The following is a 25,127-nucleotide window of genomic DNA, read 5'->3' on the forward strand; positions in this document are numbered from 1 at the left end:
GCATGGTGGCGATGAGCGCCGGCATCCTGCTGTACCGCCTCGGCGGCGGCGGGGTGCAGGTGCTCATCGCCCACATGGGAGGCCCGTTCTGGGCCTCGAAAGATGCCGCCGCCTGGTCGATCCCGAAGGGCGAGTTCGATCCCGACGCCGAGTCGGCGATGGATGCTGCGCGCCGCGAGTTCCGCGAAGAGCTCGGCGTCGATGCGCCGTCGGCCGACTACGCCGAGCTGGGCACGTTCGCGTACTCGTCGGGGAAACGCGTCGTGGTGTTCGTCGCGGACGGCGCGGGCTTCGACGCATCCGGATTCACCTTCGGCGAGTTCGAGATGGAGTGGCCGCCGCGGTCGGGGGAGACCGCGCGGTTCCCCGAGGTCGACCGGGCCGAGTGGGTCGCGATCGATGATGCGCGCGAGCGCCTCGTGAAGGGCCAGCGGCCGGCCCTCGAGGCGCTCGCGCGGATGGTCGAGCTCGCCGCCGGGTAGGCCGGGCGCCGCGAGGAGACGCGACGACCGGCCCGAGACCGGTCAGGGTCGCAGGAGCACCTTGCCGACGCGGCCCGCTTCGCCGGAGGCGGTGACGGCCGTCGCGACATCGTCGAACCCGTGGATCGATGCGACGGGAAGCGTCAGCACGCCCGATGACAGATGCCGTGAGAGCTCGCCGAACAGCTCGGTGCGCGTCGCCGCATCCATGCTCGTCGATACCTTGCTGCCCCAGAAGCCTTTCACCGTGGCCTGCTTGAAGATGACGTCGCCCGAGGCGAGCTCCATCGTCGGGCTGTCCATCGCGCCGAACGCGACGAGGGTCGCTCCCTCGGCCAGCAGCGAGAGCACGTCGCCGCTCGAGCGGCCGCCGACGGAGTCGACGCCGGCCACGAGGTCGGCGCCGCCGGTGAGCTCGGCGACGCGCTGCTGCCAGCCGTCGCTGTCGACCGCGACGATGCGCGAGATGCCCTGATCCTCGAGTTCCTGCACGCCCGACGCGCGGCGCACGAGCCCCACCACGTTGATGCCGCGCGCGGCGCCGATCTGGGCGACCATGCGACCGACGGCTCCGTTCGCGGCGTTCTGCACGATCCAGTCGCCGGGCTTCAGGTCGAGGAACTCCAGCAGGCTGATCGCGCTGAACGGCATCGACACGAGCTGGGCGGCGGCTTCGTCGGGGAGGCCGTCGGCGACGGGGACGAGACCCGCCGCGCGCGCGATGAACTGCTCGGCCCAGACCCCGAGAGTGCCGCCGGTGGCGACGCGCTGGCCCACCGTCAGCGACTCGACCCCGGGGCCCACCTCTTCCACGACGCCGACGGCCTCGGTTCCGGCACGGGCAGGCAGCGCGGGCTTGTAGCCGTAGGTGCCGCGGATCGTCCAGAGGTCGTGGTTGTGGATGGGGGAGAGCAGAGTGCGGATGCGCACCTCTCCCTCGCCGGGGGCGGGGGTCTCGGCGTCTTCGACCGTGAGCACTGCCGCCGGGTCGCCGAACTCGTGATGGGTGATCGCGCGCATGGGGATGTCCTTCCGAAATTTTGTAACGATTGGTCTAATATAGACCCCGACGGAGGGAATCCGATGGGACGACAGCGAACGTTCGACCACGACGAGGTGGTGCGCTCGGCGCGCGACCTGTTCTGGTCGCGCGGGTACGCCGAAGCGGGGATCGGGGAGCTGGAGGAGGCGACCTCTCTCAAGCGGTCGAGCCTGTACCACGCCTTCGGGAGCAAGCGGGGGCTCTTCGAGGCGGTCGTCGTCGACTACCTCGCTCACGTGGCACGCCCCCGCCTCGCGGCGCTGCGGCAGAGCGACCCCGACCCCGAGGCGCTGGAGCGCTACCTGGGCGCGCTCCGGGCCGAGATCGTCTCGCCCTCGTCCTCGGCGAGGTCGGGGTGTCTGCTGGTGAACGCGGCGTGCACGCCGCTGGCGAGCGAAGACGAGGGCGTGCGGAGGATCATCGCCGAGTACACCGACGAGATCCGCGGCGCGGTGCGCGCGGGTGTCGCCGCGCGGCGACCCGACCTCGACGACGCATCGCAGCGCACGCTCGCCGTGACCTGCTCCTCCCTCGTGCTCGCCGCGCTGGCTCAGGCGCGCGCCGACGACGAGGCCGCCGCCGAGAGCCTGGATGCTGCCACGGCCGTTCTCGCGGCCTGGCAGCCGACGGTCGCTCAGGTGGGCTTCACGGCGGTGCCGTAGGCGACGACCTCCCGGTGCCCCCGAGCCCGATGGCCGCGGCGGTGAGCTGCTGCCGGCCCGACACCGGCGATCGGATGCTCGCGCAACCGCCTCGACGGAACGCGGACGGCGCCGTACGGTGCTCACACCGCGACGACGCGCGCCGCGGCAGGCAAGGAGTACTTCCATGATCGATTCCTCCCGCGGCTTCACCATCGAGCGCCTGCTCGATGCGACCCCCGAGCAGATCTGGAACGCGTGGACCGACGCCGATGACGCCGCCCGGTGGTGGCACCCGGTCGGCATGACCACACCGCGCGACACGGTGACCATCGACGCGAAGAAGGGCGGTCGCTACGCCTACACGATGGTCGATGACGCCTCCGGCGAGGAGTACCCCACCGGTGGCGTCTACCGGGAGGTCGTGCCGCAGGAGCGTCTGGTCTTCACCTGGGGCGAGCCGGGTGCCGACCCCGATGACACCCCCGTCGTCACCGTCGCCATCGCACCGGCGGGCGACCTGACCCGCCTCACCTTCGACCTGCGCGGCGTCGACGGCATGGCCGGCGACGACAGCTTCTACGACGGCTGGGCGAGCGCTCTCGACGAACTCGTCACCCACCTCGGGCAGTCCGCCGTCCACGGCTGACCCCCGGTACCCGCACGCCCGGCGAAAGCGGAAGGGGGAGACCCTCGCCTCGCCGGGCAGGCAGTATGGGTAGGGAATGCCCCACGAAAGGCCCCCCATGACGATCTCCCATCATCTTCGAGTCCACCGCAGCGACGAGCACCTGCCCCGCGAAGGCGAGCTGGCGTGGCACCTCGCGGAGGTCGCGACCGACCAGGTGGGCGTCGACGACGACGTCGTCGACATGATCGTCAACCGGGTCATCGACAACGCCGCGGTGGCAGCAGCATCCCTCACCCGGCGCCCCGTGAGCGCCGCCCGTCAGCAGGCGCTCGACCACCCGGTCTCGATCAGCGGCCCCGGCGCCACGGTCTTCGGCTGCGCCCTCGAACGCCGCACGAGCCCCGAGTGGGCCGCATGGGCGAACGGGGTCGCGGTGCGCGAGCTCGACTACCACGACACCTTCCTCGCCGCCGATTACTCCCACCCGGGCGACAACATCCCCCCGATCCTGGCCGTCGCCCAGCACACGGGCCGAGACGGGGCGGCGCTCGTGCGCGGGCTCGCCACGGCCTACGAGATCCAGATCGACCTGGTGCGGGCGATCTCGCTGCACAAGCACAAGATCGACCACGTCGCCCACCTCGGCCCCGCGGCCGCGGCGGGGATCGGCACGCTGCTCGGCCTCGACACCGAGACCATCCGGCAGGCGATCGGCCAGGCGCTGCACACCACCACCGCCACGCGCCAGTCGCGCAAGGGCGAGATCTCGACGTGGAAGGCGTTCGCGCCGGCGTTCGCGGGCAAGCTCGCCGTCGAGGCGGTCGACCGCGCGATGCGCGGCGAGACGTCGCCCGCCCCGATCTACGAGGGAGAGGACGGTGTCGTCGCCTGGATGCTCGACGGCAAGGAGGCCTCGTACGACGTTCCGCTGCCGGCCGCCGGAGAGTCCAAGCGCGCGATCCTCGACTCGTACACGAAGGAGCACTCCGCCGAGTACCAGGCGCAGGCGTGGATCGACCTCGCCCGTCGTCTCGGCACCGAGCGGCCCGACCTGCGCGACCCGGCGAACATCGCCTCGATCGTGCTGCACACGAGTCACCACACGCACTTCGTCATCGGCTCCGGTGCGAACGACCCGCAGAAGTACGACCCGACGGCCTCGCGCGAGACGCTCGACCACTCGATCCCGTACATCTTCGCCGTCGCGCTGCAGGACGGCGCCTGGCACCACGTCGACTCGTATACGCCCGAGCGCGCCGGCCGTACCGACACCGTCGAGCTGTGGCGCAAGGTCACCACCGCGGAGGACGCCGAGTGGACGCGCCGCTACCACTCCGACGACCCGAACGAGAAGGCCTTCGGCGGCCGCGTGGTGATCACCCTCGCCGACGGCTCGACCGTCGAGGACGAGATCGCCGTCGCCGATGCCCACCCGCTGGGCGCGCGCCCGTTCGCGCGCGAGGATTACGTGCGCAAGTTTCGCCTGCTGGCCGAGCCCGTGCTGCTGCCGGAGGAGATCGAGCGCTTCCTCGACCTCGCCGAGCGCCTGCCCGAGCTCACGGCCGCGGAGGTGCTGCAGCTCAACATCGTCGCCAAGCACGGCGTTCTCGCCCTCGCCCCGGCCCCCAAGGGTCTGTTCTGATGCTCGGTCGCGCCGCGCGTGCCCGCGCTCTTCGCGCACGAACTCAGGATGGTTGCGCCGCGGCGGCCGCGACACGCCCCCGCCGGGCTGCGGCGTCAGCATCCATCCTGAGTACGGGCGCACGCGGGGCGGAGGTCGGCTGATGCTGTACGCCCAGACACCGGCGCACGAGAAGCGGCGGATGCTGCGCGAACGCCTCGCATCGGGCGAGCTGCTGCGCTTCCCGGGCGCGTTCAATCCGCTGTCGGCGCGGTTGATCGAGCGGAAGGGCTTCGACGGGGTCTACATCTCCGGTGCCGTGCTGGCCGCAGACCTCGGCCTCCCCGACATCGGATTGACGACGCTCACCGAGGTCGCCGGGCGCGGTCAGCAGATCGCGCGGATGACCGACCTCCCGGCGATCATCGACGCCGACACCGGGTTCGGCGAGCCGATGAACGTCGCTCGCACGATCCAGACCCTCGAAGACGCGGGGCTCGCGGGCGCCCACATCGAAGACCAGGTGAACCCGAAGCGCTGCGGACACCTCGACGGCAAGAGCGTCGTCGACGGCGACACCGCCGTCAAGCGCATCCGCGCCGCCGTCGACGCACGGCGTGACCCCAACTTCCTCGTGATGGCGCGCACCGACATCCGCGCGATCGACGGCCTCGACGCGGCGATCGACCGCGCGAAGGCGCTCGTCGACGCCGGCGCCGATGCGATCTTCCCCGAGGCGATGCGCGACCTCGGCGAGTTCGAGGCCATGCGCGCGGCGCTCGACGTGCCGATCCTGGCCAACATGACCGAGTTCGGCAAGAGCGAGCTGTTCTCCACCGAGCAGCTGCGCAGCGCCGGCGTGAACATCGTCATCTGGCCGGTCTCGCTCCTGCGGCTCGCGATGGGCGCCGCCGACCGCGCGCTCGACACGCTCGACGACGAGGGGCACCTGACCTCGAGACTCGGCGAGATGCAGCACCGCGCCGACCTGTACGACCTCATCGACTACGAGGGATACACCCGCTTCGACACGAACGTGTTCGACTTCCGCGTGGAGCGCTGAACCACAGCATCCGCCGATCTCGAGGGAGAGAGATGACCGACATCAAGAAGGGCCTCGCCGGCGTGGTGGTGGACTACACCGCGATCAGCAAGGTGAACCCCGACACCAACAGCCTCCTCTACCGGGGCTACCCCGTGCAGGAGCTCGCCGCCTCCCAGCCTTTCGAGGCGGTCGCCTACCTCCTGTGGCACGGCGAGCTGCCCACCTCCGAGCAGCTGGCCGAGCTGCGCGCCGCGGAGCGGGAGAACCGGATGCTGCAGCCGGCCGTACGGGCGGCGATCGACCTGGTGCCGACCACCGCGCACCCGATGGACGTCGTGCGGACGGCCGTGAGCGTGATCGGGGCGACCGATCCGCACGCCGACGACGCGAGCCCCGAGGCGGAGCTGGCCAGCAGCATCCGCCTCTTCTCCGCTCTTCCGGCCGTCATCGCGTACGACCAGCGCCGTCGTCGCGACGACGATCCGATCGAGCCGGTCGAGCCCCGCGACGACCTCGATTACGCCGCGAACTTCCTCTGGATGACGTTCGAGGAGGAGTCCGAGCCGCTCGTTGTCGACGCGTTCAACGTCTCGCTCATCCTCTACGCCGAGCACTCGTTCAACGCCTCCACGTTCACCGCGCGGGTGATCACGTCGACCCTGAGCGACCTGTACTCCGCCGTCGTGGGCGCCATCGGAGCGCTGAAGGGCCCCCTGCACGGGGGCGCGAACGAAGCGGTCATGCACGTCTTCGACGAGATCGGCGACGCGTCGAACGTCTCGCGCTGGCTCGACGCCGCGCTCGCCGAGAAGCGTAAGGTCATGGGGTTCGGGCACCGCGTCTACAAGCGCGGCGACTCCCGGGTTCCGACGATGCGCGCGGCTCTCGTCGAGCTCGTCGAGCACTACGACCGGCGGGACGTGCTCGACCTGTACGACGCGCTCGAGACGGAGTTCGTCGACCGCAAGGGCATCTACCCGAACCTCGACTACCCCTCGGGCCCGGCGTACCACCTGATGGGCTTCGACACCGAGACCTTCACCCCGCTGTTCGTCGCCGCGCGCGTCACGGGGTGGACCGCCCACATCCGCGAGCAGCGGGCGTCGAACGCGCTCATCCGTCCGCTGTCGGAGTACAACGGGCCCGACGAGCGCCACATCGACGGCTACGAGGACTTCGTCGTCGCCGACGATACCGCCGACCGCCCGGAGGAGGCGGCGGGCTGATGGCCGACCGCGAGCGCGTCGTGCTCGTCGCCGGTGCGCGCACGCCGATCGGGAGCTTCGCCGGGTCGCTGTCGACGGTTCCGGCTCACGAGCTCGGCGCCGCGGCGGTCGGCGCAGCTCTCGAGCGCGCGGGCCTTTCCCCCGCCGACGTCGACGAGGTCGTTATGGGCTGCATCGCGCAGAACGGACCCGACGCCTACAACGCCCGCCGGGTGGCGCTCGCCGCAGGGCTGCCGACCCGCGTTCCCGCGTTCACCGTCAACCGTCTCTGCGGCTCGGGGCTGCAGGCGATCTGGTCGGGCGCGCAGGAGCTGCTGTGGGGCGGGGTCGACGTCGTCGTCGCGGGCGGCGACGAGAGCATGTCGCGCACACCGTTCCTCGACTTCGGCGCCCGCGACGGTGCGCGCCTCGGCGACCGCCGGCTGCTCGACGGCACTCTCGCGATCCTGACCGACCCCTTCAGCGGCAAGCACATGGGAACGACCGCCGAGAACGTCGCCGAGCGCTACGGGGTGTCCCGACGCGAACAGGACGAGTTCGCGCTCGAGAGCCAGCGGCGGGCGGCGACGGATGCTGCGCGGGCGGCCTTCGCGGAAGAGATCGTGCCCGTGACGACTCCGGGCCGCACCGGCGTCGAGGTTGCGGTCGACCAGCATCCGCGCCCCGACACCTCCCTGGAGGTGCTCGCGGGCCTGCGCGCCGCGTTCCGCGAGGGTGGATCGGTCACCGCGGGCAACTCCTCGGGCATCAACGACGGGGCGGCCGCGACCGTGCTGATGCGGGAGTCCGACGCGCGTGATCGGGGTCTCGCGGGGCTCGCCACGCTCGAAGCGGTGGCCACGGCCGGGGTCGACCCCGAGATCATGGGCTACGCCCCGGTGATCGCGCTCGAGCGGCTGTGGGCGCAGACCGGGCTCACCCCCGCCGACGTCGACGTGGTCGAGCTCAACGAGGCGTTCGCCGCCCAGGCGGTCGCGGTCATCCGCGATGCGGGCCTGGACCCGGAGAAGACGAACCCGTACGGCGGGGCGATCGCGCTCGGCCACCCGGTCGGGGCGACCGGCGCGATCCTGTCGGTGCGCGCGGCGATCGACCTCCGCCGCCGCGACCTCGAGTACGCGGTGGTGACGATGTGCATCGGCGGGGGCCAGGCGCTCGCCGCCCTCTTCCGTCGCTGGGACGGCTGAGCCCGCGTCTCTCGCCGAAGGTGCCAGAAACGGCCAAGGGTGCCTCCTTTTCCGGGCACGGATGGCGGTTTCGGGCACCCTCGGCGATGCGGATGCTGCGCGAGAGGCCCCCACCCCGAAGGGTGAGGGCCTCTTGGCAGACGGCCGGTGTCAGCCGACGACGGTGCGGCGCTTACGCAGGGCGAAGGCCAGGCCTCCGGCGACCAGCAGGAAGCCCGCCCCCAGCGCGATGCCCCACGGCAGCTCGGCACCGGTCGCCGCGAGGGCGCCGGGTGCGACGACGGTGACGCCGACGGAGATGTCGGCCAGGCCCGCGGACGTGATCACGAGGCGGTGCGCCCCGAGGTCGAAGTCCGCCGGGATCGCGACCGCGAAGGTCGCGACGCCCTGGGCGCTGGCGGCGGGGATGCCGGCGACGACGATCGGCTGGCTGAACAGCGTCGCCGCGATCTGCTGGCCGGGCTCGAGACCCGACACCGTCACCGTGAGGGTGCGGCCCTGCTCGACGCGTCCGCCGTTGCTCAGCGTGACGTCGGCCCAGTCGCCGCCGACCTGCGTTCCCGTCGCGGGCGGAGTGCCGCCCGGGTTGGTCGGTGCCGGCGGCGTGGTGCCGGGGCCCGTTCCCGGGAGCTCCGGGCCGGTGCCGGGGTCGGTCGGCTCGACCGGGTCGATGCTGGTGACCAGCACCGCGCGATCGGCCGGGGACGGGGCGACAGGGCCGTCAGCCGCCTCGAAGAAGTTCACCGTGGCGGCGAGGTCGATCTGCCCGGAGTCGGCCGCGCCCGTGCCCTGCCTGAACGTGGTGAAGTTGTCGCCGCCCGCCGCGAGGAACGAGTTGGTCACGATCTTGTAGGTCGTGGCGGTGTCCTTCACGTCGAGCTCTTCGCCGTTCAGCGTGATGGCGCCGATGTGCGACCCGCGCTCCGCGGTCTCGAGGTACTCGAACGAGAAGCCCTCCGAGACGCCGAGAGCGAGCTTCGGACGACTGGAGTCCGCCGGCTGCCACTGCTCTTCGAGCACGGCCTTCAGCTGCGCGGCGGTGAGCTCCAGGGTCACCAGGGTGTTGCCGAAAGGCTGCACGTTGGCGACCGCGCGGTAGGTGACGGCGCCGTTCTCGCCCGGCACCAGGTCGGCGCGGAGGCCGCCCGGGTTCATGAACGCGATCTGGGCGTCGGTGCCGCCGTACTCGGGGTTCTCGCTCGTGGCCCACAGGTACACGTCGGCGACGGTGTTGCCGAGCGTCGAGTACGCGCCGCGGTCTTCGGCGCCGGCCGCCGTCTTCGCGCGGTTGATGCTCTCGGTGATCGTTCCGACCTGCTCCCGTCCGAGGATGTCGGCTTCGGCTTTCGCCTCGGCGACGACCGCGTTGACCTCGAGGTTCGGGTAGGCAGCGCTCATCGAGACCGGAGCGTCGAAGAGCGTCACGAGGCCGGGAGTGATCGAGACCAGCGTGTTGTCGTCGGCGAGGTCGATATCGAGGGTTCCGAGGCGGGTGCCGTACTGGTTCGCCTGCACGACGGGGACTCCGTCGACCTCGCCCGCGTACGTCTGGTGCGTGTGGCCCGAGACCACCGCATCGACGCCCTCGGGCAGGTTGTGCACCAGGCGGCCGAAGTCGGAGGTGGTGTCGGCCTGCAGCGCCTCGATGCTCGAGCTCGCTCCACCGTCGTGCGCCAGCACGACGACCACGTCGGCCGCATCGGCGGCGACGATCTCGGCGGTGACACGGTCGACGGCCTCTCCCATGTCGCCGAACTCGATGTCGGCGATACCGGCCGGGTTGACCAGCGTCTGCGTCTGCGGGGTGACGACGCCGATGAAGGCGATGCGCGCGCCGCTCTCGGTGGTCTCGACCGTGTACTCCTCGAGCGCGGGGGTGTCGGTGCCCTTCTCGTACACGTTGGCGCCGAGCGCGTACTGCGGGCCGCCGAGGGTGTCGATCACGCGCTGGATGTCATCGAAGCCCTGGTCGAACTCGTGGTTTCCCACGGCGCTCACGTCGAGCTTCGCGGCCTTCAACGCGTCGAGTGTCGGCTGGTCGTCCTGGATGAACGACTCGAAGGCCGAGGCTCCGATGTTGTCCCCCGCGGAGACGAACAGCGTGTTCGGGTTCTGCGCGCGGTACGCGTCCACGGCACCGGTGAGTGCCGCCGCGCCGGCGTAGCCGTTGGCGGCCTCCTGCACGATCCGGCCGTGGAAGTCATTGATCGTGAGCACCTGCACGTCGGGCTGCACGTCGTCGGTGAGGAGAGTGTCGACCTCGAAGGTCGTCGTCGTTCCGGAGACCTCGTTGCCGATCGTCAGCAGGGGCGTGCCCGTGGGAGACCGCAGCGCCGAGGTGAAGGCGAGACCCTCGGGGCCGAGGTCGCCCGCGCCGGGCGTTCCCGGCGTCTTGGTGAAATCGCGGTTGTTGACGTACGTGACGAAGGTCGGGGCGCTCGCGGTCGTGATGTCGTAGACCATCACGCCGCCCACGCGCTCAAGACCGACGAAGGCGTAGGTTCGGCCGTCCACGACGCCGACGACCAGGTTCTCGGGCTCGGGGCCCTTGTCGTCGCTGCGGCCCTCGAGGTTGTTCTCCGTGTGGTTGGAGTTGAAGAAGGCGGGGTTCGCGTCATGGGTGACCTGCTCGAACTGGCTGCCCGAGTCGAAGACCAGCGCGCCGTCGGTCGACCAGACCGAGAACGAGCGCCCTCCGAAGGTATAGAGCTCGGAGTAGCAGGTGCCGTCGGCGTTCAGGCCCATCGAGGTCGTGACGTTCAAGCGACCCAGATCGGCGTCGCCGAGCTTCGATGCGAGGGGCGAGGTGGCGCAGACCGGTGCGAGACCCTTCTTGCCGAGGTCCTTCACCCGGACGGTCTCGTTGTAGTCGCCCCACTCGCGGCCGTCGCCCTCGTTGGCGGTGACCAGGTAGGTCTTGCCGTCCGAGGCGACGTACGAGCTGATGCCGTCGGGCATGTACATGCCGTACAAGCCGGCATAGCTCTTCTGGTTGTAGGTGGGGGCCCCTTCGGGGTCGCGGTCGCTCGCGTCGAGGGTGTTCTTCGCGTAGTCCTTGAAGCCCAGCGGCAGGATCTTCGTGACCTCGGGCTTGGTGAGGTCGACCACCGCGATGGCGTTGGCTTCCTGCAGCGCGACATACGCGGTCGTGCCGGAGACGGCGACGTACTCGGGCTCGAGGTTGCGGCTCACGCGGTTGGTCGACAGCGTCGTCGGGTCCTGGCCCGGAGCGGCGACGTCCGGGCCGAAGACACGCACCTTCGGGTCGAGGGACTTGGTGCCGCCGGGCTCGAACGCGCGGAAGGTCGCCGTCTTCGCGTCGGCGGTCGACGGCAGCGAGACGGTGGAGGGGAGCTTGATGACTCCGACGGATCCCTCGGGATCGGTCGTGAAGTCGTCGGCCGGCTCGCCCTCGTTGGCGACGACGGCGTAGGCGCCGTCCTTCGAGATGGTGACCATGTCGGGAAGGGCCCCGACGGTGATCTCACCGAGGACCGCGGATGCTGCATCCGCAGCATTCGCGTCGAAGAAGACGACGTGGCCCGGGTCGGTCTTCACCGGCGCCTCGAAAGCGATGACACCGAGGCCGTCGTCACGGATCGCGAGCGAGTTGGCCACACCCTCCGACGTGAGAGCGAACTGCTCGACCGGTTTCGTCGGGTCGGCGTTGTCGAGCACGCTGACCGAGCCCGCCTGCGCGTTGACGACGAAGACGCGGTCGCGATAGGTCTGCACGATCTCGGCAGCCGACTCGTCGAAGACGCCCGATTCGAAGGTGCCGATCGGGTTCAGTGCGAGCGCGGCACCGTCGGCGCTGCGAGTGATCGGAGCAGGGACGATCGCGGCGGAAGCCGCGGTGGCACTCGACAGGGCGAGCGCGCACACCGCTGCGGCGGTCGCGGTGAACGCGACGGCGCGGCGGAAGGAATGCGTGGGCATGCGTGTCCTCGGGTAGGTGATGAGACGGGGGTACGCACCGGTTCCGTGGAACTCCAGACCGGTCTCGTCGACCCTCGCCGGTCGCGGTGACCGCGAGGTGAACGAGAGACGACCATCCGGCGACGGTCGACTCCGCGAGCGCGCCGGGGGAGGATCGGAGGGCTGGCGCGCAGCATCCGCTCTTCGGAAGGGACCCCATGACGTACGAGACGATCCTCACCGAGACCCGCGGACGCGTGGGCTGGATCACGCTGAACCGTCCTCACGCCCTCAACGCCCTGAACACGACGCTCATGCGTGAGGTCGTCGACGCGGCCGAGGCGTTCGACGCCGACCCCGGGATCGGTGCGATCGTCGTCACCGGGTCGGCGAAAGCCTTCGCCGCCGGTGCCGACATCAAGGAGATGGAGGCGAAGACCTCCGTCGAGATGATCGTGGACGACCACTTCGGGGCGTGGAGCCGGTTCGCCGCCGTGCGCACGCCCACGATCGCCGCGGTCGCCGGCTACGCCCTCGGCGGCGGCTGCGAGCTCGCGCTCATGTGCGACCTCGTCATCGCCGCCGACTCCGCGCGCTTCGGCCAGCCCGAGATCACGCTCGGGGTCATTCCCGGCATGGGAGGGTCGCAACGACTGGCGCGGGCGATTGGGTCGTACAAGACGGCCGACCTGATCCTCACCGGGCGGACCATGGATGCTGCCGAGGCCGAGCGCGCGGGGATCGTGTCGCGCGTGCTGCCGGCCGACCGGCTGCTCGACGAGGTCGCCGGCATCGCCGAGGGCATCGCGGCCAAGCCCCTCCCCGCCCTGTACGCGGCGACGGCGGCGCTCGACGCGGCCCTGGAGACACCGCTCGCCGAGGGGCTCCGCTTCGAGAAGCAGGCGTTCGCGGCGTTGTTCGCGACCGACGACCAGAAGGAGGGGATGGCCGCGTTCCGCGAGAAGCGCGAGGCGCGCTTCCGTCACCGCTGATCGGGTCACATCTCGGCGACCAGATTGGGCCCGATGGCGCGCATCGAGATCATGTGCACGACGCGGCGCCGGATTCGAAGGCCGTCGGGGGTGCGCACGATCTCGTCGTCGTACCAGGCGTTGGCGATCGTGCCGTGGACGTTGTCGGGTTGCAGGACGACGGCATCACCGTAGGTGCGGACGGTCAGGGGGTCGGTCCCGGTCACCACCGTGTTCGTCATGCGGTGGAGCGTGCGTCCGGCGGGGTCGTGGGTCTCTCGCATGAAGGCGGTGAACGACGAGGCGCCCTCCCACTGCGCGAAACCGAAGTCCACGTGGGCGTCGTCGGTGAACGTGGACGCGAAGAGCGCCCAGTCGCGAGTGTCGATCCCGGTCGAATAGCGGTGGACGAGGTCGAGGATCTCGAACCGTTCGTGCGGGGTGGGGGTGATCGTGTTCATGAGAGGGTGTTCCGTTCTGTCTTCGGGTGGGGTGGGGACTCTGCAGACGCCATCGACGCAGGCCGCGGCCTGCGGGACGAGAGCGAGGGGGATCGAGCCGGTCATGCCGCGGCGACGCGGGTGAGGAGTTGCGTGAGCTCCTCGGTGCCGAGCGCGCCCGGGACGGCGAACCGGTCGTCGACGACCATGAAAGGTACGCCTCGGGCGCCGAGTGCGCGCCCGGTCTCGGCGTCGAGGTCGACGGCGGCCCGGTAGGTGCCGGCCGTCAGAGCAGCGCGCGCCCTCTCGGGGTCCAGGCCCGCATCGCCGGCCAGCTCGACGAGCGCATCGACCGACCCGAGGTGGCGCCCCTCGACGAAATACGCGCGGTAGAGGCGGTCGCTCATTCGTCGGCGGACACCCTGGGCCTGTGCGTAGTGGAGCATCTCCAGAGCCAGGTGCGAGTTCGTGGGCCGGATCGACTGCGGCTCGTACCGCAGGCCCTCGGCGGCGGCGACGGCTTTCATCTGCGAGAAGACCCGTTCCTGTTCGGCCGCGTCCATGCCGCGGTTCTCTCGCAGATACTCCGTCGCGTCGACCTCGGAGGGGAAGCCGGGCTGGAGTTCGAAGGACCGATGCACTATCTCGACCTCTCCGGGGAACGCCTCCACGGCGCGTCGGAGGCGGGCGTCGCCGACGTAGCACCAGACGCACTGCACGTCCGACCACACCTCGATCCTGATCGCGGGGCCGCCGCGCGTCTTGCCGGTCTCGTCGTCATCGCTAAAATGGGGTATCACCCCATTAATATAAGTGGTGGATGCCCCCACTTGTCAACGTCTCCGTCGGGACGGCGCGAAGGAGCCCCATGCGAGCTGACGCCCAACGCAACTACGACGCGATCGTTCGAGCGGCCGCGGTCGAGGTGGAGCGCGTCGGTGCAGACGCCTCGCTCGAGGACATCGCCCGTAACGCCGGCGTGGGATCGGCCACCCTGCATCGGCGGTTCCGCACCCGCCGCGCGCTTCTCCAAGCCGTCTTCGTCGACCGCATCACGACGATCTGCGAGCACGCCGATGTGCTCAGCGCCCGCATGGGGGCGGGCGAGGCGCTGGAAGCATGGCTTCGCGAACTGGCGCGGTTCAGTGCTTCGACCCGGGGCGTCGCGGATGCCCTCATCCTCGGCACCGTACCCGACCCGGCGACGAGTGCGTGCGAGACGATGCTGATCTCCACGGCCGGTTCCCTGCACGCGCGCGCGCTCGAGAGCGGTGAGGTCTCCGCCACGGTGTCGGCTCTCGACCTCCTCGCACTCGTGAACTCCCTGTCGCTCGGCTCCCGGACCGCGCCCGACCCCGTCGAGTACGCCGAGAGGCTGCTCGGCCTCGCCCTGGACGGCATCCGCCGGTAGTCCGCGGCCGGCGACGGTCGTTCGATCGGGGGCGCATCCGGTCGGGCGCAGCATCCACCTTTCCTAGAATCGGACTGTGGCAGCGGCTGATCGTCCGGGGGTGAATGCTCCCCCCGGCGCGCGCCGGATGCGCTTCACCCGGCGGCAGTGGGTCGGCGCGAGCGTCGTCGGGATCATCGGCCTCGTCGTGCTGGCGGCGCTGGTCGTCGTCGGCGCCCGCGCGCTGGTCTCGCTCGATCCCGTGCGGGCGTTCGTGACGCAGCATCCCGGCGAGTACCCACTGCCCGACGGCGCGCCGGTCGGCATTCCGGCCTGGCTGGGCTGGCAGCACTTCTTCAACACGTTCCTGATCGTGCTCATCATCCGTTCGGGCTGGCAGGTGCGCAGGCAGAAGCGGCCCATCGCCTTCTGGTCGCCGCGCGGCGAGAAGCGGCGCAAGATGAGCCTGACGGTGTGGTTCCATCTCGCGCTCGACGTGCTCTGGATCGCCAACGGCGTGCTGTACGTCGTTCTCCTGTTCGCCACCGGTCAGTGGATGAAGATCGTGCCGACCTCGTGGGAGGTCTTCCCGAATGCGCTCGCCGCGGGCCTGCAGTACGCCGCCCTCGACTGGCCGACCCATAACGGCTGGGTGAACTACAACAGCCTGCAGCAGCTCTTCTACTTCACGACCGTATTCATCGCCGCCCCCGCGGCCATCGTCACCGGGGCGCGTCTGAGCATGTTCTGGCCCCGCACCGCCGATCGACTGAACCGGCTGCTCCCGTTCGATGCGGCGCGGCGGGTGCACGTCTGGACGATGATCTACTTCCTCATCTTCATCGCCGTCCACGTCGCGCTGGTCTTCGCCACCGGTGCGCTGCGTAACCTGAACCACATGTACGCGTCACAGGACACGGTGAATTGGACGGGCTTCGCGATCTTCGTCGCATCCCTGGTGGCGCTGGCAGCGGGGTGGGTCGCTGCCCGCCCGGCGGTGCTCGTTCCGATCGCTCGCCTCTTCGGCGACGTGCGGGTCGTGCCGGTGCCGACGCAGGGGCGCGCCCGATGACGCTCACGACACGGCCCGAGCTCGTCGGCACGTTCGGCATGGTGGCCTCGACGCACTGGCTGGCGTCGGCGGCCGGCATGGCCGTGCTCGAGGAGGGCGGCAACGCCTTCGACGCGGCCGCGGCGGCCGGCCTGGTTCTGCACGTGGTCGAGCCGCACTTGAACGGACTCGGCGGCGACGCGCCCATCATCGGCTTCGACGTCGCCTCCGGCCGACCCTGGGTGCTGTGCGGGCAGGGCACGGCGCCGGCGGCGGCCGACCACTCGGCCTTCACCGCGCTCGGACTCGGCGTGGTTCCGGGCACCGGGCACCTGGCGGCGGTCGTCCCCGGCGCGTTCGGGGCCTGGATGTCGATGCTCGAGCGCCACGGATCGCTGCCCCTCGAGCGCATCACGCGATTCGCGATCGGCTACGCGCGCGAGGGGTACCCGCTCATCCCGCAGGCGGTCGCCACCATCGGCACGGTCGCCGAGCTGTTCGCTGCGCACTGGCCGACGTCGGCCGAGATCTACCTTGCCGGCGGGATGCCCCCGTCGCCGCGCGCCCGGTTCCGCAATCCCGCTCTCGCCGACACGCTCGAACGCATCGTGCGCGAGGCGAGCGCCGGCGGCGGGTCGCGCGAGCGCGTGATCGCGCGAGCGCGCGACACGTTCTACCGAGGCTTCGTCGCCGACGCGGTCGACGCCTGGATGCGGCACCCGGTGCGCGATTCGAGCGGCCGCGACCACGCGGGCCTGCTTCGCGCCGACGACCTCGCATCGTGGGAGCCGACCTGGGAGGCCCCGGCGACCATCGAGTTCGCCGGCGTCACCGTCGCGAAGACAGGCCCCTGGGGGCAGGGCCCCGTGCTGCTCCAGCAGCTCGCGATGCTCGCCCACCAAGACCTCGGCGCGCCCGGTTCGGCGCAGACGGTGCACGCGGTGATCGAGACGGCGAAGCTCGCGTTCGCCGATCGCGAGGCCTACTACGGCGACCCCGACTTCGTCGATGTTCCGCTGGCCGCCCTCCTCTCCGACGGCTACGCCCGTGAACGTGCCGGGCTCGTCGGACCACGAGCGGCGGACGGCCAGCACCCGGGGAGGCCGGGCGGACGCACGCCGGTTCTGCCGCGCGAGGTGGCGGCCCCGCAGACCGGAACGGCCGGTATCGGCGAGCCGACCGTCGCCCGCGACGGCCTCACCCGCGGCGACACCTGCCACCTCGACGTCGTCGACCGGTGGGGCAACGTCGTCGCCGCGACGCCGAGCGGGGGATGGCTGCAGAGCTCCCCGGTCATCCCCGGTCTCGGGTTCTCGTTGCCGACACGCGCCCAGATGTTCTGGATCGAGCAGGGTCTGGCGAACTCCATCGCGCCGCGCAAGCGCCCGCGCACGACCCTGAGCCCCGGGCTGCTGCTGCGCGACGGGCGTCCGTACCTGGCGTTCGGAACCCCCGGCGGAGACCAGCAGGACCAGTGGCCGGTGGCGTTCCTGCTGAACCACCTCGTGCACGGCATGAATCTCCAGGAGTCGATCGACGCGGCGAACTGGCACTCGACGCACATGCCGTCGTCGTTCTACCCGCGGGACTCGGAGCCGCGCGGTGTCGTGGTCGAGGACCGCGTCGGCGACGCCGTGGTGGCCGAGCTGCGCGAGCGCGGCCACGACGTGACCGTGTCGGGGCCGTGGTCGCTCGGTCGTCTCAGCGCCGCCGGCATCCGCGAGGACGGCATGCTGATCGCCGCGGCGAACCCGCGCGGCATGCAGGGCTACGCCGCCGGGCGCTGAGCTGACCGCGAGACCCGATCCGCCCGCCGAGACCCCGACATTCTGCGGGGGTCTCGCCGCGGTGCAGCGGTCTCGCGCTCAGGGTTGCGGGACGGATGCGGCGCCCGCGGCGAATCCGTCGGCGTAGGCCTCGTCGGCGCCCTGGCGGAACATGTCGCGTTCGCCGGGGCGCACGATCGACCGCGCGCCCGGGAGGTCGAGCCCGCCCACGAGATCGGCGCGCCCCCGCACCACGGCCACGGGGCGGCGCGATGCCTTGCCCTTGACGAGATCCGCGGCGGCGGCGATCTCGTCGGCGACGCAGGGCATCGTCACCACGAGCGACCGGCCCTCGGCATCCGTCTGTCCGCGGAGGTCTTCGAAGACGTGCACGCCGCCGGCGCCGATCGCGGAGTCGGTCTGCCCCTCCCGCCACGCGCGTCCGAGCGTGTCGGAGACCAGCACGCCGACGAGCGCGCCGGTGCGTGCGCGCAGTCCCTCGGCCAGACGCCGGGCCGACGCATCCGGATCTTCGGGGAGGAGCAGCACCGTGCCCGCGGGAGTGTTGCTCGCGTCGACCCCGGCCGCGGCCGAGACCATGCCGAGGCGGTTCTCGACGATGCGGGTGGTGTGCCCGGTCGCCGAGGTGCGGGTCGCGACGACCCTGACCGTCTCGGCGGTGATCGCGTCTTCGCGATCGTCGGCGTCGATGATGCGGCCCTCCGCCTTCGAGACGATCTTGCTCGTCACGACGAGGATGTCGCCGTCGCGCAGCTCGCCGCCGGCGGCGGCGGCGATCACGTCGACGAGGTCGACTCCCGGCGTGATCTCGCCGATGCCGTCGAGGGCCCAGAGCTGCAGCACGTCAGCGGACGAAGCGCACCTCGGTGAGCGTCTCGCCGAGGAAGGGCTCGGTGTGCGAGGCGCCGTCGAGGGTGAAGCCGTTGCGGACCCAGAAGCGGTGGGCGCGGGGATTGTCTTCGGCGACCCAGAGGTAGAGCTCCTCGCCGGGCTCGACGGCGGCGTCGAACAGCTGCTGTCCGATGCCGGTGCCGTGCCAGGCGTCGAGCAGGTAGATGAAGAACAACTCGCGGGCGCGGGGTGCATCCTCGTCGCGCGACGGACCGGAGCCGACGAATCCGACGATGACGCCGTCGACGAGGGCTGCGCGCATGCGGTAGTCCTCGCCCTGCGACGCCCAGTGCGTCCAGAGCTCGGCCATGCGGCGAGCCGACACGCGCTCGAGCGCGGCCTTGCTGATCAGGTGGTCGTAGGTCTCGTGCCAGCACGTCGCGTGGACGCGCCCGAGGGCCTCGGCGTCCACGTCGCGAACCGGGCGGACGACGATGTCGCGCTGGATCTCGATAGGTGTTTCGGGTGCCATGAGCAGACTCTACGCGTGAGCCCGAAGGCTCGGAAATCGGCCGGACGCGGGCTTTCCGTCCGGGCGCGGGCTTCGTGCGCGCGGGGGCCCTCGCGTCGATCGAAAGCCCGCGCGCCCTGGCGGAGTTCGCCGACGAAAAGGCCTGCGCTTTGTAGGTCATCCACGAACGAGAGCGCGAGATCGCCGTCGGGTCGGTACGATCGCGCCTCGTGAATGTCCTCTGGCGCACCCTCATCGTCATCCTCCGCGCGCGGCTGCACCGGCTGCGGCGCCCCCTGGCCGCCACGGCGATCAGCCGCATCCGCGTACGCACGCTCCCGACCGACATCGACCTGCTGCGCCACATGAACAACGGCCGCTATCTCTCGCTGTTCGACCTCGGACGCTGGGATCTCCTCATCCGCACGGGCCTGGCCGACGCGACCCGCGCGCAGGGGTGGTACGCGGTCGTGTCGAACGAGACGATCACCTTCCGGAAGTCGCTGAACCTCTGGCAGAGCTTCATCATCGAGACCCGCTTCATCGGGCACGACGACCGTGCCTTCTTCCTCGAGCACCGCGCGGTCGTCGACGGTGAGATCTACGCGCAGGCGATCATCCGGGCACGGATGCTGCGTCGCTCGGGCGGCACCGTTCCCCACGAGGAGCTGTTCGCCGCCATCGGACGCCCGGAGGGGCTCCCCGAGGTCGCGCCCTGGCTGCACGAGTGGGCCGCAGCATCCGCTCTGCCCTCCACGAAGCGCCCCGCCCCCAGCGTCTGGGACTGAACCCCCGCCGCCGGTTACGGGGTCGCGTACTGGGCGACCATCGAGGGGATCGTCCATCGTGACGGGGACAGTTCGTGCTCCCAGCGGTCCAGAGCTTCCGCGTCGGAGATCGCGAACAGCTCGTTGGCCGGGGTGGTGTCGTTCCAGGTCGTGTCGATGACCCACCACTGCCCGTCCCAGTACGTCTTGTTCCACGCGTGGCCGACCGTTCCGACCATCCCCAGCACGTAGACGGTGTCGAGGCCGGCTTCGTCCGAGAGCACCTTGAACGTCTCGGCGTACCCGCCGCACACCGCGGTGCCCGCGAGGAGTACGCCGTCCGGGCGCCATGCGTGCGCGTACTCGGGATCGCGCGCCAGGGACGGGTTGGGAGCGACGTTCTCGAACGCCGCGTAATCGTAGACGGCGTTCCCGGTCATCCAGTCGTTCAGGGCGAGGGCGATGTCGCGCTCGCTCATCCCCTCGCGGACCACCTCGGCCACCACGGCCCTCGCCTTCTCGCGCGTGCGTTCCTGCAGGTCGCGCATCGCATCGGGCTCGAGGTCGTAACTCACCTCGAGCACGGTGCGGCCGTCGACCGACGCGAAGGAGTACTGCCCGACGTAGGCGTACGGCGTCTGCGAGATCACGGCCTCCACGAGCTCGCGGTCCGAGAACGGGTTGGCGACCGCGTCCATGTCGATGCGCCGGTTCCCCGCGATGAGGTTCGCTGCCACGTACTCGCCGATCTCGCCGAACTCGTCCGGAACCGGGAAGTCGACGACCGGACGCTCGCGCGAGATCGGGATGTCGGCGGGGAGGGGTTCGGCGACCTCCAGGAACGACGCGTTCACGAGACCCGCCTTCTCGGGCGTCGCGGAGTCCAGACGGGAGCGCACCCCCTCGACGAATGCGTCCCACGAGCCGTCGATGCCGTCCCAGCCGAGTCGCACGGTGGCCGCCGTGCCGGCCGCGCGGGCGTAGATCCACCCGGTCGTCCCCGACTCGTTCCGCTCGGCTCGGTCGAACTGGAGCGGGACCTGGGCCTGCGTGCCGCCCACCGTCACCGCCCGCGCGCGAGTGGGGAACGACTCGGGGGCGCCGCTGTACCACGTCGTCGTGCCGACGGGCCGCTCGATCGCCACCTCGCCGGGGAGGGAGTCGTTCAGAGCCGTGGCGTCGAACCGCTGCATGAACGAGGGGGTTCCGTCGGCGGCGAGGGCGACCACCCCGTAGCCGGTTGCGAGACCCTCGCTCGCGGCCTGGTACACGGGGGCCAGTGCGCAGTTCTGCACGGTGTCGGCGGCGCCGACGAAGTAGCAGTCCTCCGGCACCGCTCCGCGGCTGGACCAGGTCGTGGCCGACGCGTCGACCGTGCCGAGCACCGTGTAGGTGTTCCCGCCGCGGTCGCTCTGCCGCGTGAAGACGATCGAGTACGACTCCGCGCCGGGGACCGCCGTCCAGGTCAGGTCGAGGTAGCCGTCCGCCGTGGGGGCGTACTGCACCTCGGGTGTCGCGGGGGCGGTGTCGTGCTTGCGGATCTGCGCGCGTGTCACGATCGGTTTGTCGTAGGCGTTCCCGTCGCGGTCGATGTACTGGACGAGGTAGAGGGCGTCCAGCGGGGCCCAGGAACCGGTCGCCCCTCCGAAGAGCGTGGCGCTGTCGTCGATGTTGCCGGGCTCCTTGGGGACGAGTGTGACCGAGTTGTCGACGAAGTCGGAGTCGGCGCGGTAGTCGGCGAGCAACGTCAGGCCCGAGTCGAAGAAGGCGGCCACCATGCCGTTGTTGATGACGTTGTTCTCGTACGCCTCCTCCGCGAAGGCGTCGTCGTCGACGCGGAACTCGTAACGCAGGGATTGGTCGGCGTCGATCTCGGTGGGGGCGGTGTACCTGTAGGCGGCGTCCTCGTGGACGATCTCGGTGGGGAGTCCTCCCGCTGCGGCGACGGATCCGACGAGTGGGGACACGCTGACGAGCCCGAGGGGCACGGCGGCGACGGCGAGCAGTCCGCCGATCGTGAGCATCGCGACGGCGCCGCGACCGTGGGCGCGAGAAGGAGCATCCGCGGTCACCCCCACCGCCCGCGCGGTGGGGGCGCCGGCGCTGTCCACGCCGTGGACGAACCACTGGCGGGATGCGGAATCCCACGCCTGCACCTGCACCCACGCGCCGTCGACGTACTGGTGGCCGTCGCGGTAGTGGGGGTTCGCCGGGTCGTACTGCGGGTGCTCCGGGCTCGGGAGCACCTCCGGGTCTGCCGCAGTCGTCGAGGCATCCGGGTCGCGGCGGGCGCGCAGGCGCCGAAACCCGAGAACCAGCAGTAGGACGGCGACGATGAAGACGAGGAGGGCCAGAACGGCCCCGCCCCACGAAAGAACGAGCGCGAACACGCGACCCCCAAGAAGAATCCTCGAGCGGCGTCGGGCACCCGACACCTGATAACCGAGACCCAGGATAGAGACGACCGCGTCCCCGTGACGAAACGTCCGCCCCGCGCATCTGGGACCGAACCCTCCCTGACGGCTACGGTGAGACCGTGCGCCAGGTCGTGGTCCTCACCGGGAGGCTCCTCCTCGCCCACTGGCCGGCGCTGGTCGCCTGGTTCCTGGCCGGCACGCTCGGGCGCTACATCGGGCTCGAGGTCGCCGGCTTCGTCGGCGGATACAGCGCCCTGGGCGGATTGCTGCTGCTGCCGGTGGCCATCCTCGCCAAGCTCGTCAGCGTCGTCGCGATGTTCCTCGTGCTCAGGGACGGGCTGCCCCGGCTGGGCGCGATAGCCCCGGCACCCGTCGAGCGCGCGGCGCGGCTGAGATCGTTCCGCGATGCGCTGCTGGCGTCGATCCTGCCGTTCTTCGCGGTGTACGCGGTGCTCGGGTTCCTCCGCGACGACGTCGCGACCTATCTGCAATCGGCGCTCGCCGTGAAGAGCTCACGAGAGATGGTCGGCCTCGCCGAATCGTTGCTCGGCACCGGGGCGGCGGTCGAGGTCGACACCTCCGGCACGGTCGACCAGCTCACGTGGGAACCGTGGACGATCGCGGTCGTCGTGACCGCCTTCGCGGCCCGCTGGGCATGGAAGCGCTGGCAGCACAGGCTGCCGCGGTGGACCTCGGTCGCGGCGGCGTACCTCGAGGCCCTGTGGGTGTTCCTCGCCGTCTACTTCGTGGGCGAGGCTCTGGCGCAGTTCTCGGGCTGGGTCGATTCGCGCCAGGCCATCGCCTGGCTCGGCGATCTGCGCGGGTGGCTCGGTGATCTCTTCGCGCCGCTCGGCTGGGCCTGGGACGGCGTCGAGTGGCTGATCGGACAGGCGGGGGCCGTGCTGCTCGTACCGCTCGCCTGGCTCACGATCGCGGGCGTGATCTACGGCCAGGCCGTCTCTCCGCAGGGCATCGCCTGGCGGGGACGACTGATCGAGCGGGCGCGCACGCGGTACGTCACGGTGCCTCAGCGCCTGCGCCGGCGTCTCACCGACATCGGGGCGGGGGTCGGCGACCGCTTCCGCCCGCTCTGGCGCGCGGTCGTGGTGATGTGGCGCAGCGGTCCGATCCTCATCGGCGGCTACGTGCTCGCCTACGCGGTGCTCATCCTCGGTGAGCGCTGGCTGCGGTTCGGGATCACCAGAGCGGTCGGCCCCCAGGACTTCGACGCCTTCTGGGTGATCGCCGCGTCGACCGTGTTCACGGTCGTCGTTCTCATCGTGGAGACGGTGCGCGCGGCTCTGGTCGCCTCCGCCTACGATGCCACGATCGGCGCCCTCATCGGTGCGCCCGTCGTCGCGTCAGGGCGAGACGACGAATCGGAGGAAGCCCAGGAGCTCGTCCGCCAGCACGACGTCGACGCCGAACGGACCGACGGCATCGTCGGGTACGAGGAACGGGACGGCGATGGTGAACGGCCCGACCGCCTCGGAATCGCATAGCGTCGGCCGTTCGTAGTCCCAGTCGACGTACGAGACGGCGTCGTCCCACTGCCTCCGGGGGCCCTGGAGTTCCCGGAGCGTCGGCGTCGAGCACGCCACCGGTGCGGAGTCGGGGTCGACGGGGACCTCCACGACGTACGCCGTCGTCCCCTCCGGGAGGTCGACGTCGGGATCGCCCGGTCGCACGCGAACGGTCGCCGGCCCCCAGGTCGCGCCGGCGTGCGAGATCTCCTCTCCCGGGTCGACGGTCGTGGGGAAGACGGGCGCCGCCTGATAGGTGCCCCACCACTCGTTCCCGATGATCACGAGACCCGTCGCGGGGGCCAGCACGGCGACGACGGCGAGGGCGAGCGCGTTGCGGCGCCACCATCGGCGGGTCATCGCTCGGCCCACCCGTCGCGCAGCAGCTCGACCTCCGGCTCCTCATCGAGCGACGCGAGGTCTATCGGCACCTCGACGACCTGTGCCAGACGGGTGTCGCTATCGCCGGAGATCCGCAGCATCCCGGTCTGCCCCACCACGTCGGGGGGCAGTTCGAACGCCAGGCTGCCCACGCGGGCGATGTCCACGACCGGCTGGGTGCCGATCAGCGACGCGGGGCGCTCGCTCGCCCGGTAGGTCAGCCCGTCGACGATGAACGTCGCGTTGAGGAGCGCGGCAGGGCGCATCAGCGCGTCGCGTTCCTGCCCGCGCCCCGTCATCTCCAGGTCGACGACGAGCCACGTGCCGTCGGCCCGCCACCCGCGGGCGACGGCCGCCTCCCCGATCCGGGCGTCCGTCACGGCCACGGTGAAGGTGGTCAGCGCGGCCTCCTCGCCGATCGGTGCGGTGACGACGAAGGGCGACGTCGCGATGTCTTCATCGGGGGTGAGCTGCACGATCCCCCAGGCGACGACGACGAGCGCGAGCCCGACCGTCCAGACGAGCCAGGGCCTCATCGTTCGCCCGCCGTCTCGTCGGTCACGCCCGACCCGACGTCGCGCACCTCGACCGTGAGGTGCGCCGCGGTGATCGGGGAGTCCCAGTACTCGCCGTCGATCACGAGGGCCCCCTCCCGCAGCGTCAGATCGCGCAGGTCGAGGGTGATCTCGTCGCCGCCGGCGAGAGCGTCGTCGGCGACGGCCCAGGTCAGAACGAGCTCGGCCGGGACCCGCGGCTGGAGCCAGGGAGAGCCGACCGCGTCGTCCAGGCGCGCGACGGATGCGGCGGCGCCGTCCTCCCCGATCGACCGGGCCCGCACGGCCGCCTGCACGCCCGAGGTGCCCGTGGAAGGCAGGGCCCGCGTCCAGACGTTCTCGGCCGTCAGGATCACGGCGAGCACGCGCTCGCCGGGTTCGACGGTGATCCCCGCCTCCGCCAGGTCGTCGATGAGCACCGCGCGTTCGATCGTGATGGCGAACTGGTCGTTCTCGTGGGCGTCTCCCGCGCGCAACTGCGCGACGGGAGGGGCCGCGACGGCCGACAGGCCGCCGAAGGCGGCGGTGACGCCGAGGAATGCCGCGGTGAGGATGCCGGCGAACCACCCCGTGGGAACCCGGTCCGTCACAGCGTGGATCCATCGGTAGCGACGGCGGCCCGCAGCATCCGGCTCGATCGCGCCCTCAGGCGGTGTCGTTGCGGATGACGGCTCGGTCACGAGCACAGCATAGGGCGGGGTGGCCCGCGCA

Annotated in this window: 22 protein-coding genes; 13 read left to right on the forward strand and 9 right to left on the reverse strand. The window is 71.0% G+C overall.

Annotation, left to right across the window (positions count from 1 at the left end):
• Positions 1-2 precede the first annotated feature (2 nt).
• Positions 3-482 carry an NUDIX domain-containing protein gene (locus DEU34_RS00695; RefSeq protein ID WP_121147895.1) on the forward strand — a complete coding sequence of 160 codons (480 nt, stop codon included), beginning with the start codon at positions 3-5 and terminating at the stop codon, positions 480-482.
• A gap of 42 nt (positions 483-524) precedes the next feature.
• On the opposite strand, the gene DEU34_RS00700 is transcribed toward DEU34_RS00695, so the two are convergent.
• On the reverse strand, positions 525-1,502 hold the full coding sequence (locus tag DEU34_RS00700) for a zinc-binding dehydrogenase (protein ID WP_121147898.1): 978 nt from the start codon (positions 1,500-1,502) through the stop codon (positions 525-527).
• A gap of 63 nt (positions 1,503-1,565) precedes the next feature.
• On the opposite strand from DEU34_RS00700, the gene DEU34_RS00705 reads away from it, so the two are divergent.
• The 6 genes from DEU34_RS00705 (at position 1,566) to DEU34_RS00730 (ending at position 7,875) form a co-directional block, all read left to right on the forward strand.
• On the forward strand, positions 1,566-2,186 hold the full coding sequence (locus DEU34_RS00705; protein WP_121147900.1) for a TetR/AcrR family transcriptional regulator: 621 nt from the start codon (positions 1,566-1,568) through the stop codon (positions 2,184-2,186).
• Positions 2,187-2,352: 166 nt separating this feature from the next.
• On the forward strand, positions 2,353-2,814 hold the full coding sequence (locus DEU34_RS00710) for an SRPBCC domain-containing protein (RefSeq protein WP_121147903.1): 462 nt from the start codon (positions 2,353-2,355) through the stop codon (positions 2,812-2,814).
• Positions 2,815-2,911: 97 nt separating this feature from the next.
• Complete coding sequence (locus DEU34_RS00715) at positions 2,912-4,438, forward strand: MmgE/PrpD family protein (protein ID WP_121147905.1); 1,527 nt, start codon at positions 2,912-2,914, stop codon at positions 4,436-4,438.
• Between the two features lie 142 nt (positions 4,439-4,580).
• Entirely contained in the window at positions 4,581-5,480 is a 900-nt protein-coding gene (prpB, locus tag DEU34_RS00720; protein ID WP_121147908.1) for a methylisocitrate lyase, read from the forward strand.
• Positions 5,481-5,512: 32 nt separating this feature from the next.
• Entirely contained in the window at positions 5,513-6,688 is a 1,176-nt protein-coding gene (locus DEU34_RS00725; RefSeq protein ID WP_121147911.1) for a bifunctional 2-methylcitrate synthase/citrate synthase, read from the forward strand.
• The gene (locus DEU34_RS00730; protein WP_121147913.1) at positions 6,688-7,875 is read left to right on the forward strand and encodes a thiolase family protein; all 1,188 of its coding nucleotides are present in this window, start codon (positions 6,688-6,690) and stop codon (positions 7,873-7,875) included. Before DEU34_RS00725 ends, DEU34_RS00730 begins: the two co-directional genes overlap by 1 nt.
• Positions 7,876-8,025: 150 nt before the next feature.
• Here DEU34_RS00730 and DEU34_RS00735 read toward each other — a convergent pair whose 3' ends face one another.
• The gene (locus DEU34_RS00735; RefSeq protein WP_121147916.1) at positions 8,026-11,814 is read right to left on the reverse strand and encodes a choice-of-anchor I family protein; all 3,789 of its coding nucleotides are present in this window, start codon (positions 11,812-11,814) and stop codon (positions 8,026-8,028) included.
• A gap of 197 nt (positions 11,815-12,011) precedes the next feature.
• On the opposite strand from DEU34_RS00735, the gene DEU34_RS00740 reads away from it, so the two are divergent.
• Positions 12,012-12,785 carry an enoyl-CoA hydratase-related protein gene (locus tag DEU34_RS00740; RefSeq protein WP_121147919.1) on the forward strand — a complete coding sequence of 258 codons (774 nt, stop codon included), beginning with the start codon at positions 12,012-12,014 and terminating at the stop codon, positions 12,783-12,785.
• Between the two features lie 5 nt (positions 12,786-12,790).
• Here the strand turns inward: DEU34_RS00740 and DEU34_RS00745 are convergent, their stop codons facing one another.
• Both DEU34_RS00745 and DEU34_RS00750 read right to left on the reverse strand, forming a co-directional pair.
• Positions 12,791-13,225, reverse strand: coding sequence for a nuclear transport factor 2 family protein (locus tag DEU34_RS00745; RefSeq protein WP_121147921.1), 435 nt, complete (start codon positions 13,223-13,225; stop codon positions 12,791-12,793).
• 101 nt (positions 13,226-13,326) lie between these two features.
• Positions 13,327-14,004: a DsbA family protein gene (locus tag DEU34_RS00750; protein ID WP_183042292.1), complete on the reverse strand. Its 678-nt coding sequence runs from the start codon at positions 14,002-14,004 to the stop codon at positions 13,327-13,329.
• Positions 14,005-14,072: 68 nt separating this feature from the next.
• On the opposite strand from DEU34_RS00750, the gene DEU34_RS00755 reads away from it, so the two are divergent.
• The 3 genes from DEU34_RS00755 to DEU34_RS00765 all read left to right on the forward strand — a co-directional run bounded on the left by DEU34_RS00755 (position 14,073) and on the right by DEU34_RS00765 (position 17,432).
• A complete protein-coding gene (locus DEU34_RS00755) occupies positions 14,073-14,615 on the forward strand; it encodes a TetR/AcrR family transcriptional regulator (RefSeq protein WP_220659906.1) in 543 nt (180 codons plus the stop codon).
• 100 nt (positions 14,616-14,715) lie between these two features.
• Entirely contained in the window at positions 14,716-15,666 is a 951-nt protein-coding gene (locus DEU34_RS00760) for a cytochrome b/b6 domain-containing protein (RefSeq protein WP_259459985.1), read from the forward strand.
• Positions 15,663-17,432, forward strand: a complete 1,770-nt coding sequence (locus tag DEU34_RS00765; RefSeq protein ID WP_121147930.1) for a gamma-glutamyltransferase family protein — start codon at positions 15,663-15,665, stop codon at positions 17,430-17,432. The genes DEU34_RS00760 and DEU34_RS00765 overlap by 4 nt, the downstream gene beginning before the upstream one ends.
• Before the next feature lie 78 nt (positions 17,433-17,510).
• Here DEU34_RS00765 and cofE read toward each other — a convergent pair whose 3' ends face one another.
• Both cofE and DEU34_RS00775 read right to left on the reverse strand, forming a co-directional pair.
• The gene (cofE, locus tag DEU34_RS00770; protein WP_121147932.1) at positions 17,511-18,275 is read right to left on the reverse strand and encodes a coenzyme F420-0:L-glutamate ligase; all 765 of its coding nucleotides are present in this window, start codon (positions 18,273-18,275) and stop codon (positions 17,511-17,513) included.
• A gap of 1 nt (position 18,276) precedes the next feature.
• A complete protein-coding gene (locus DEU34_RS00775) occupies positions 18,277-18,795 on the reverse strand; it encodes a GNAT family N-acetyltransferase (RefSeq protein WP_116648059.1) in 519 nt (172 codons plus the stop codon).
• Positions 18,796-19,004: 209 nt separating this feature from the next.
• On the opposite strand from DEU34_RS00775, the gene DEU34_RS00780 reads away from it, so the two are divergent.
• Complete coding sequence (locus DEU34_RS00780; RefSeq protein ID WP_121147934.1) at positions 19,005-19,562, forward strand: acyl-CoA thioesterase; 558 nt, start codon at positions 19,005-19,007, stop codon at positions 19,560-19,562.
• Between the two features lie 14 nt (positions 19,563-19,576).
• On the opposite strand, the gene DEU34_RS00785 is transcribed toward DEU34_RS00780, so the two are convergent.
• Complete coding sequence (locus tag DEU34_RS00785) at positions 19,577-21,931, reverse strand: transglutaminase domain-containing protein (RefSeq protein WP_121147936.1); 2,355 nt, start codon at positions 21,929-21,931, stop codon at positions 19,577-19,579.
• A gap of 146 nt (positions 21,932-22,077) precedes the next feature.
• On the opposite strand from DEU34_RS00785, the gene DEU34_RS00790 reads away from it, so the two are divergent.
• Complete coding sequence (locus tag DEU34_RS00790; RefSeq protein ID WP_259459986.1) at positions 22,078-23,460, forward strand: hypothetical protein; 1,383 nt, start codon at positions 22,078-22,080, stop codon at positions 23,458-23,460.
• A 377-nt stretch (positions 23,461-23,837) separates the two neighbouring features.
• On the opposite strand, the gene DEU34_RS00795 is transcribed toward DEU34_RS00790, so the two are convergent.
• Entirely contained in the window at positions 23,838-24,398 is a 561-nt protein-coding gene (locus DEU34_RS00795; RefSeq protein ID WP_121147938.1) for a hypothetical protein, read from the reverse strand.
• A complete protein-coding gene (locus tag DEU34_RS16065; RefSeq protein ID WP_147423977.1) occupies positions 24,395-25,096 on the reverse strand; it encodes a hypothetical protein in 702 nt (233 codons plus the stop codon). The genes DEU34_RS00795 and DEU34_RS16065 overlap by 4 nt, the downstream gene beginning before the upstream one ends.
• Between the last annotated feature and the right edge of the window lie 31 nt (positions 25,097-25,127).

Origin of the sequence: Microbacterium sp. AG1240 (assembly GCF_003635115.1) — a bacterium.
Taxonomy (GTDB): domain Bacteria; phylum Actinomycetota; class Actinomycetes; order Actinomycetales; family Microbacteriaceae; genus Microbacterium.

Excerpts from the sequence above, each read along its gene's own strand:
- DEU34_RS00775 (WP_116648059.1), bottom strand. The coding sequence starts at position 18,795 with ATGGCACCCGAAACACCTATCGAGATCCAGCGCGACATCGTCGTCCGC.
- DEU34_RS00730 (WP_121147913.1), top strand. The coding sequence starts at position 6,688 with ATGGCCGACCGCGAGCGCGTCGTGCTCGTCGCCGGTGCGCGCACGCCG.
- DEU34_RS00715 (WP_121147905.1), top strand. The coding sequence starts at position 2,912 with ATGACGATCTCCCATCATCTTCGAGTCCACCGCAGCGACGAGCACCTG.
- DEU34_RS00745 (WP_121147921.1), bottom strand. The coding sequence starts at position 13,225 with ATGAACACGATCACCCCCACCCCGCACGAACGGTTCGAGATCCTCGAC.
- DEU34_RS00725 (WP_121147911.1), top strand. The coding sequence starts at position 5,513 with ATGACCGACATCAAGAAGGGCCTCGCCGGCGTGGTGGTGGACTACACC.
- DEU34_RS00755 (WP_220659906.1), top strand. The coding sequence starts at position 14,073 with ATGCGAGCTGACGCCCAACGCAACTACGACGCGATCGTTCGAGCGGCC.
- DEU34_RS00705 (WP_121147900.1), top strand. The coding sequence starts at position 1,566 with ATGGGACGACAGCGAACGTTCGACCACGACGAGGTGGTGCGCTCGGCG.
- DEU34_RS00765 (WP_121147930.1), top strand. The coding sequence starts at position 15,663 with ATGACGCTCACGACACGGCCCGAGCTCGTCGGCACGTTCGGCATGGTG.
- DEU34_RS00795 (WP_121147938.1), bottom strand. The coding sequence starts at position 24,398 with ATGAGGCCCTGGCTCGTCTGGACGGTCGGGCTCGCGCTCGTCGTCGTC.
- DEU34_RS00740 (WP_121147919.1), top strand. The coding sequence starts at position 12,012 with ATGACGTACGAGACGATCCTCACCGAGACCCGCGGACGCGTGGGCTGG.
- DEU34_RS00710 (WP_121147903.1), top strand. The coding sequence starts at position 2,353 with ATGATCGATTCCTCCCGCGGCTTCACCATCGAGCGCCTGCTCGATGCG.
- DEU34_RS00735 (WP_121147916.1), bottom strand. The coding sequence starts at position 11,814 with ATGCCCACGCATTCCTTCCGCCGCGCCGTCGCGTTCACCGCGACCGCC.
- DEU34_RS00700 (WP_121147898.1), bottom strand. The coding sequence starts at position 1,502 with ATGCGCGCGATCACCCATCACGAGTTCGGCGACCCGGCGGCAGTGCTC.
- DEU34_RS00695 (WP_121147895.1), top strand. The coding sequence starts at position 3 with ATGGTGGCGATGAGCGCCGGCATCCTGCTGTACCGCCTCGGCGGCGGC.
- prpB (WP_121147908.1), top strand. The coding sequence starts at position 4,581 with ATGCTGTACGCCCAGACACCGGCGCACGAGAAGCGGCGGATGCTGCGC.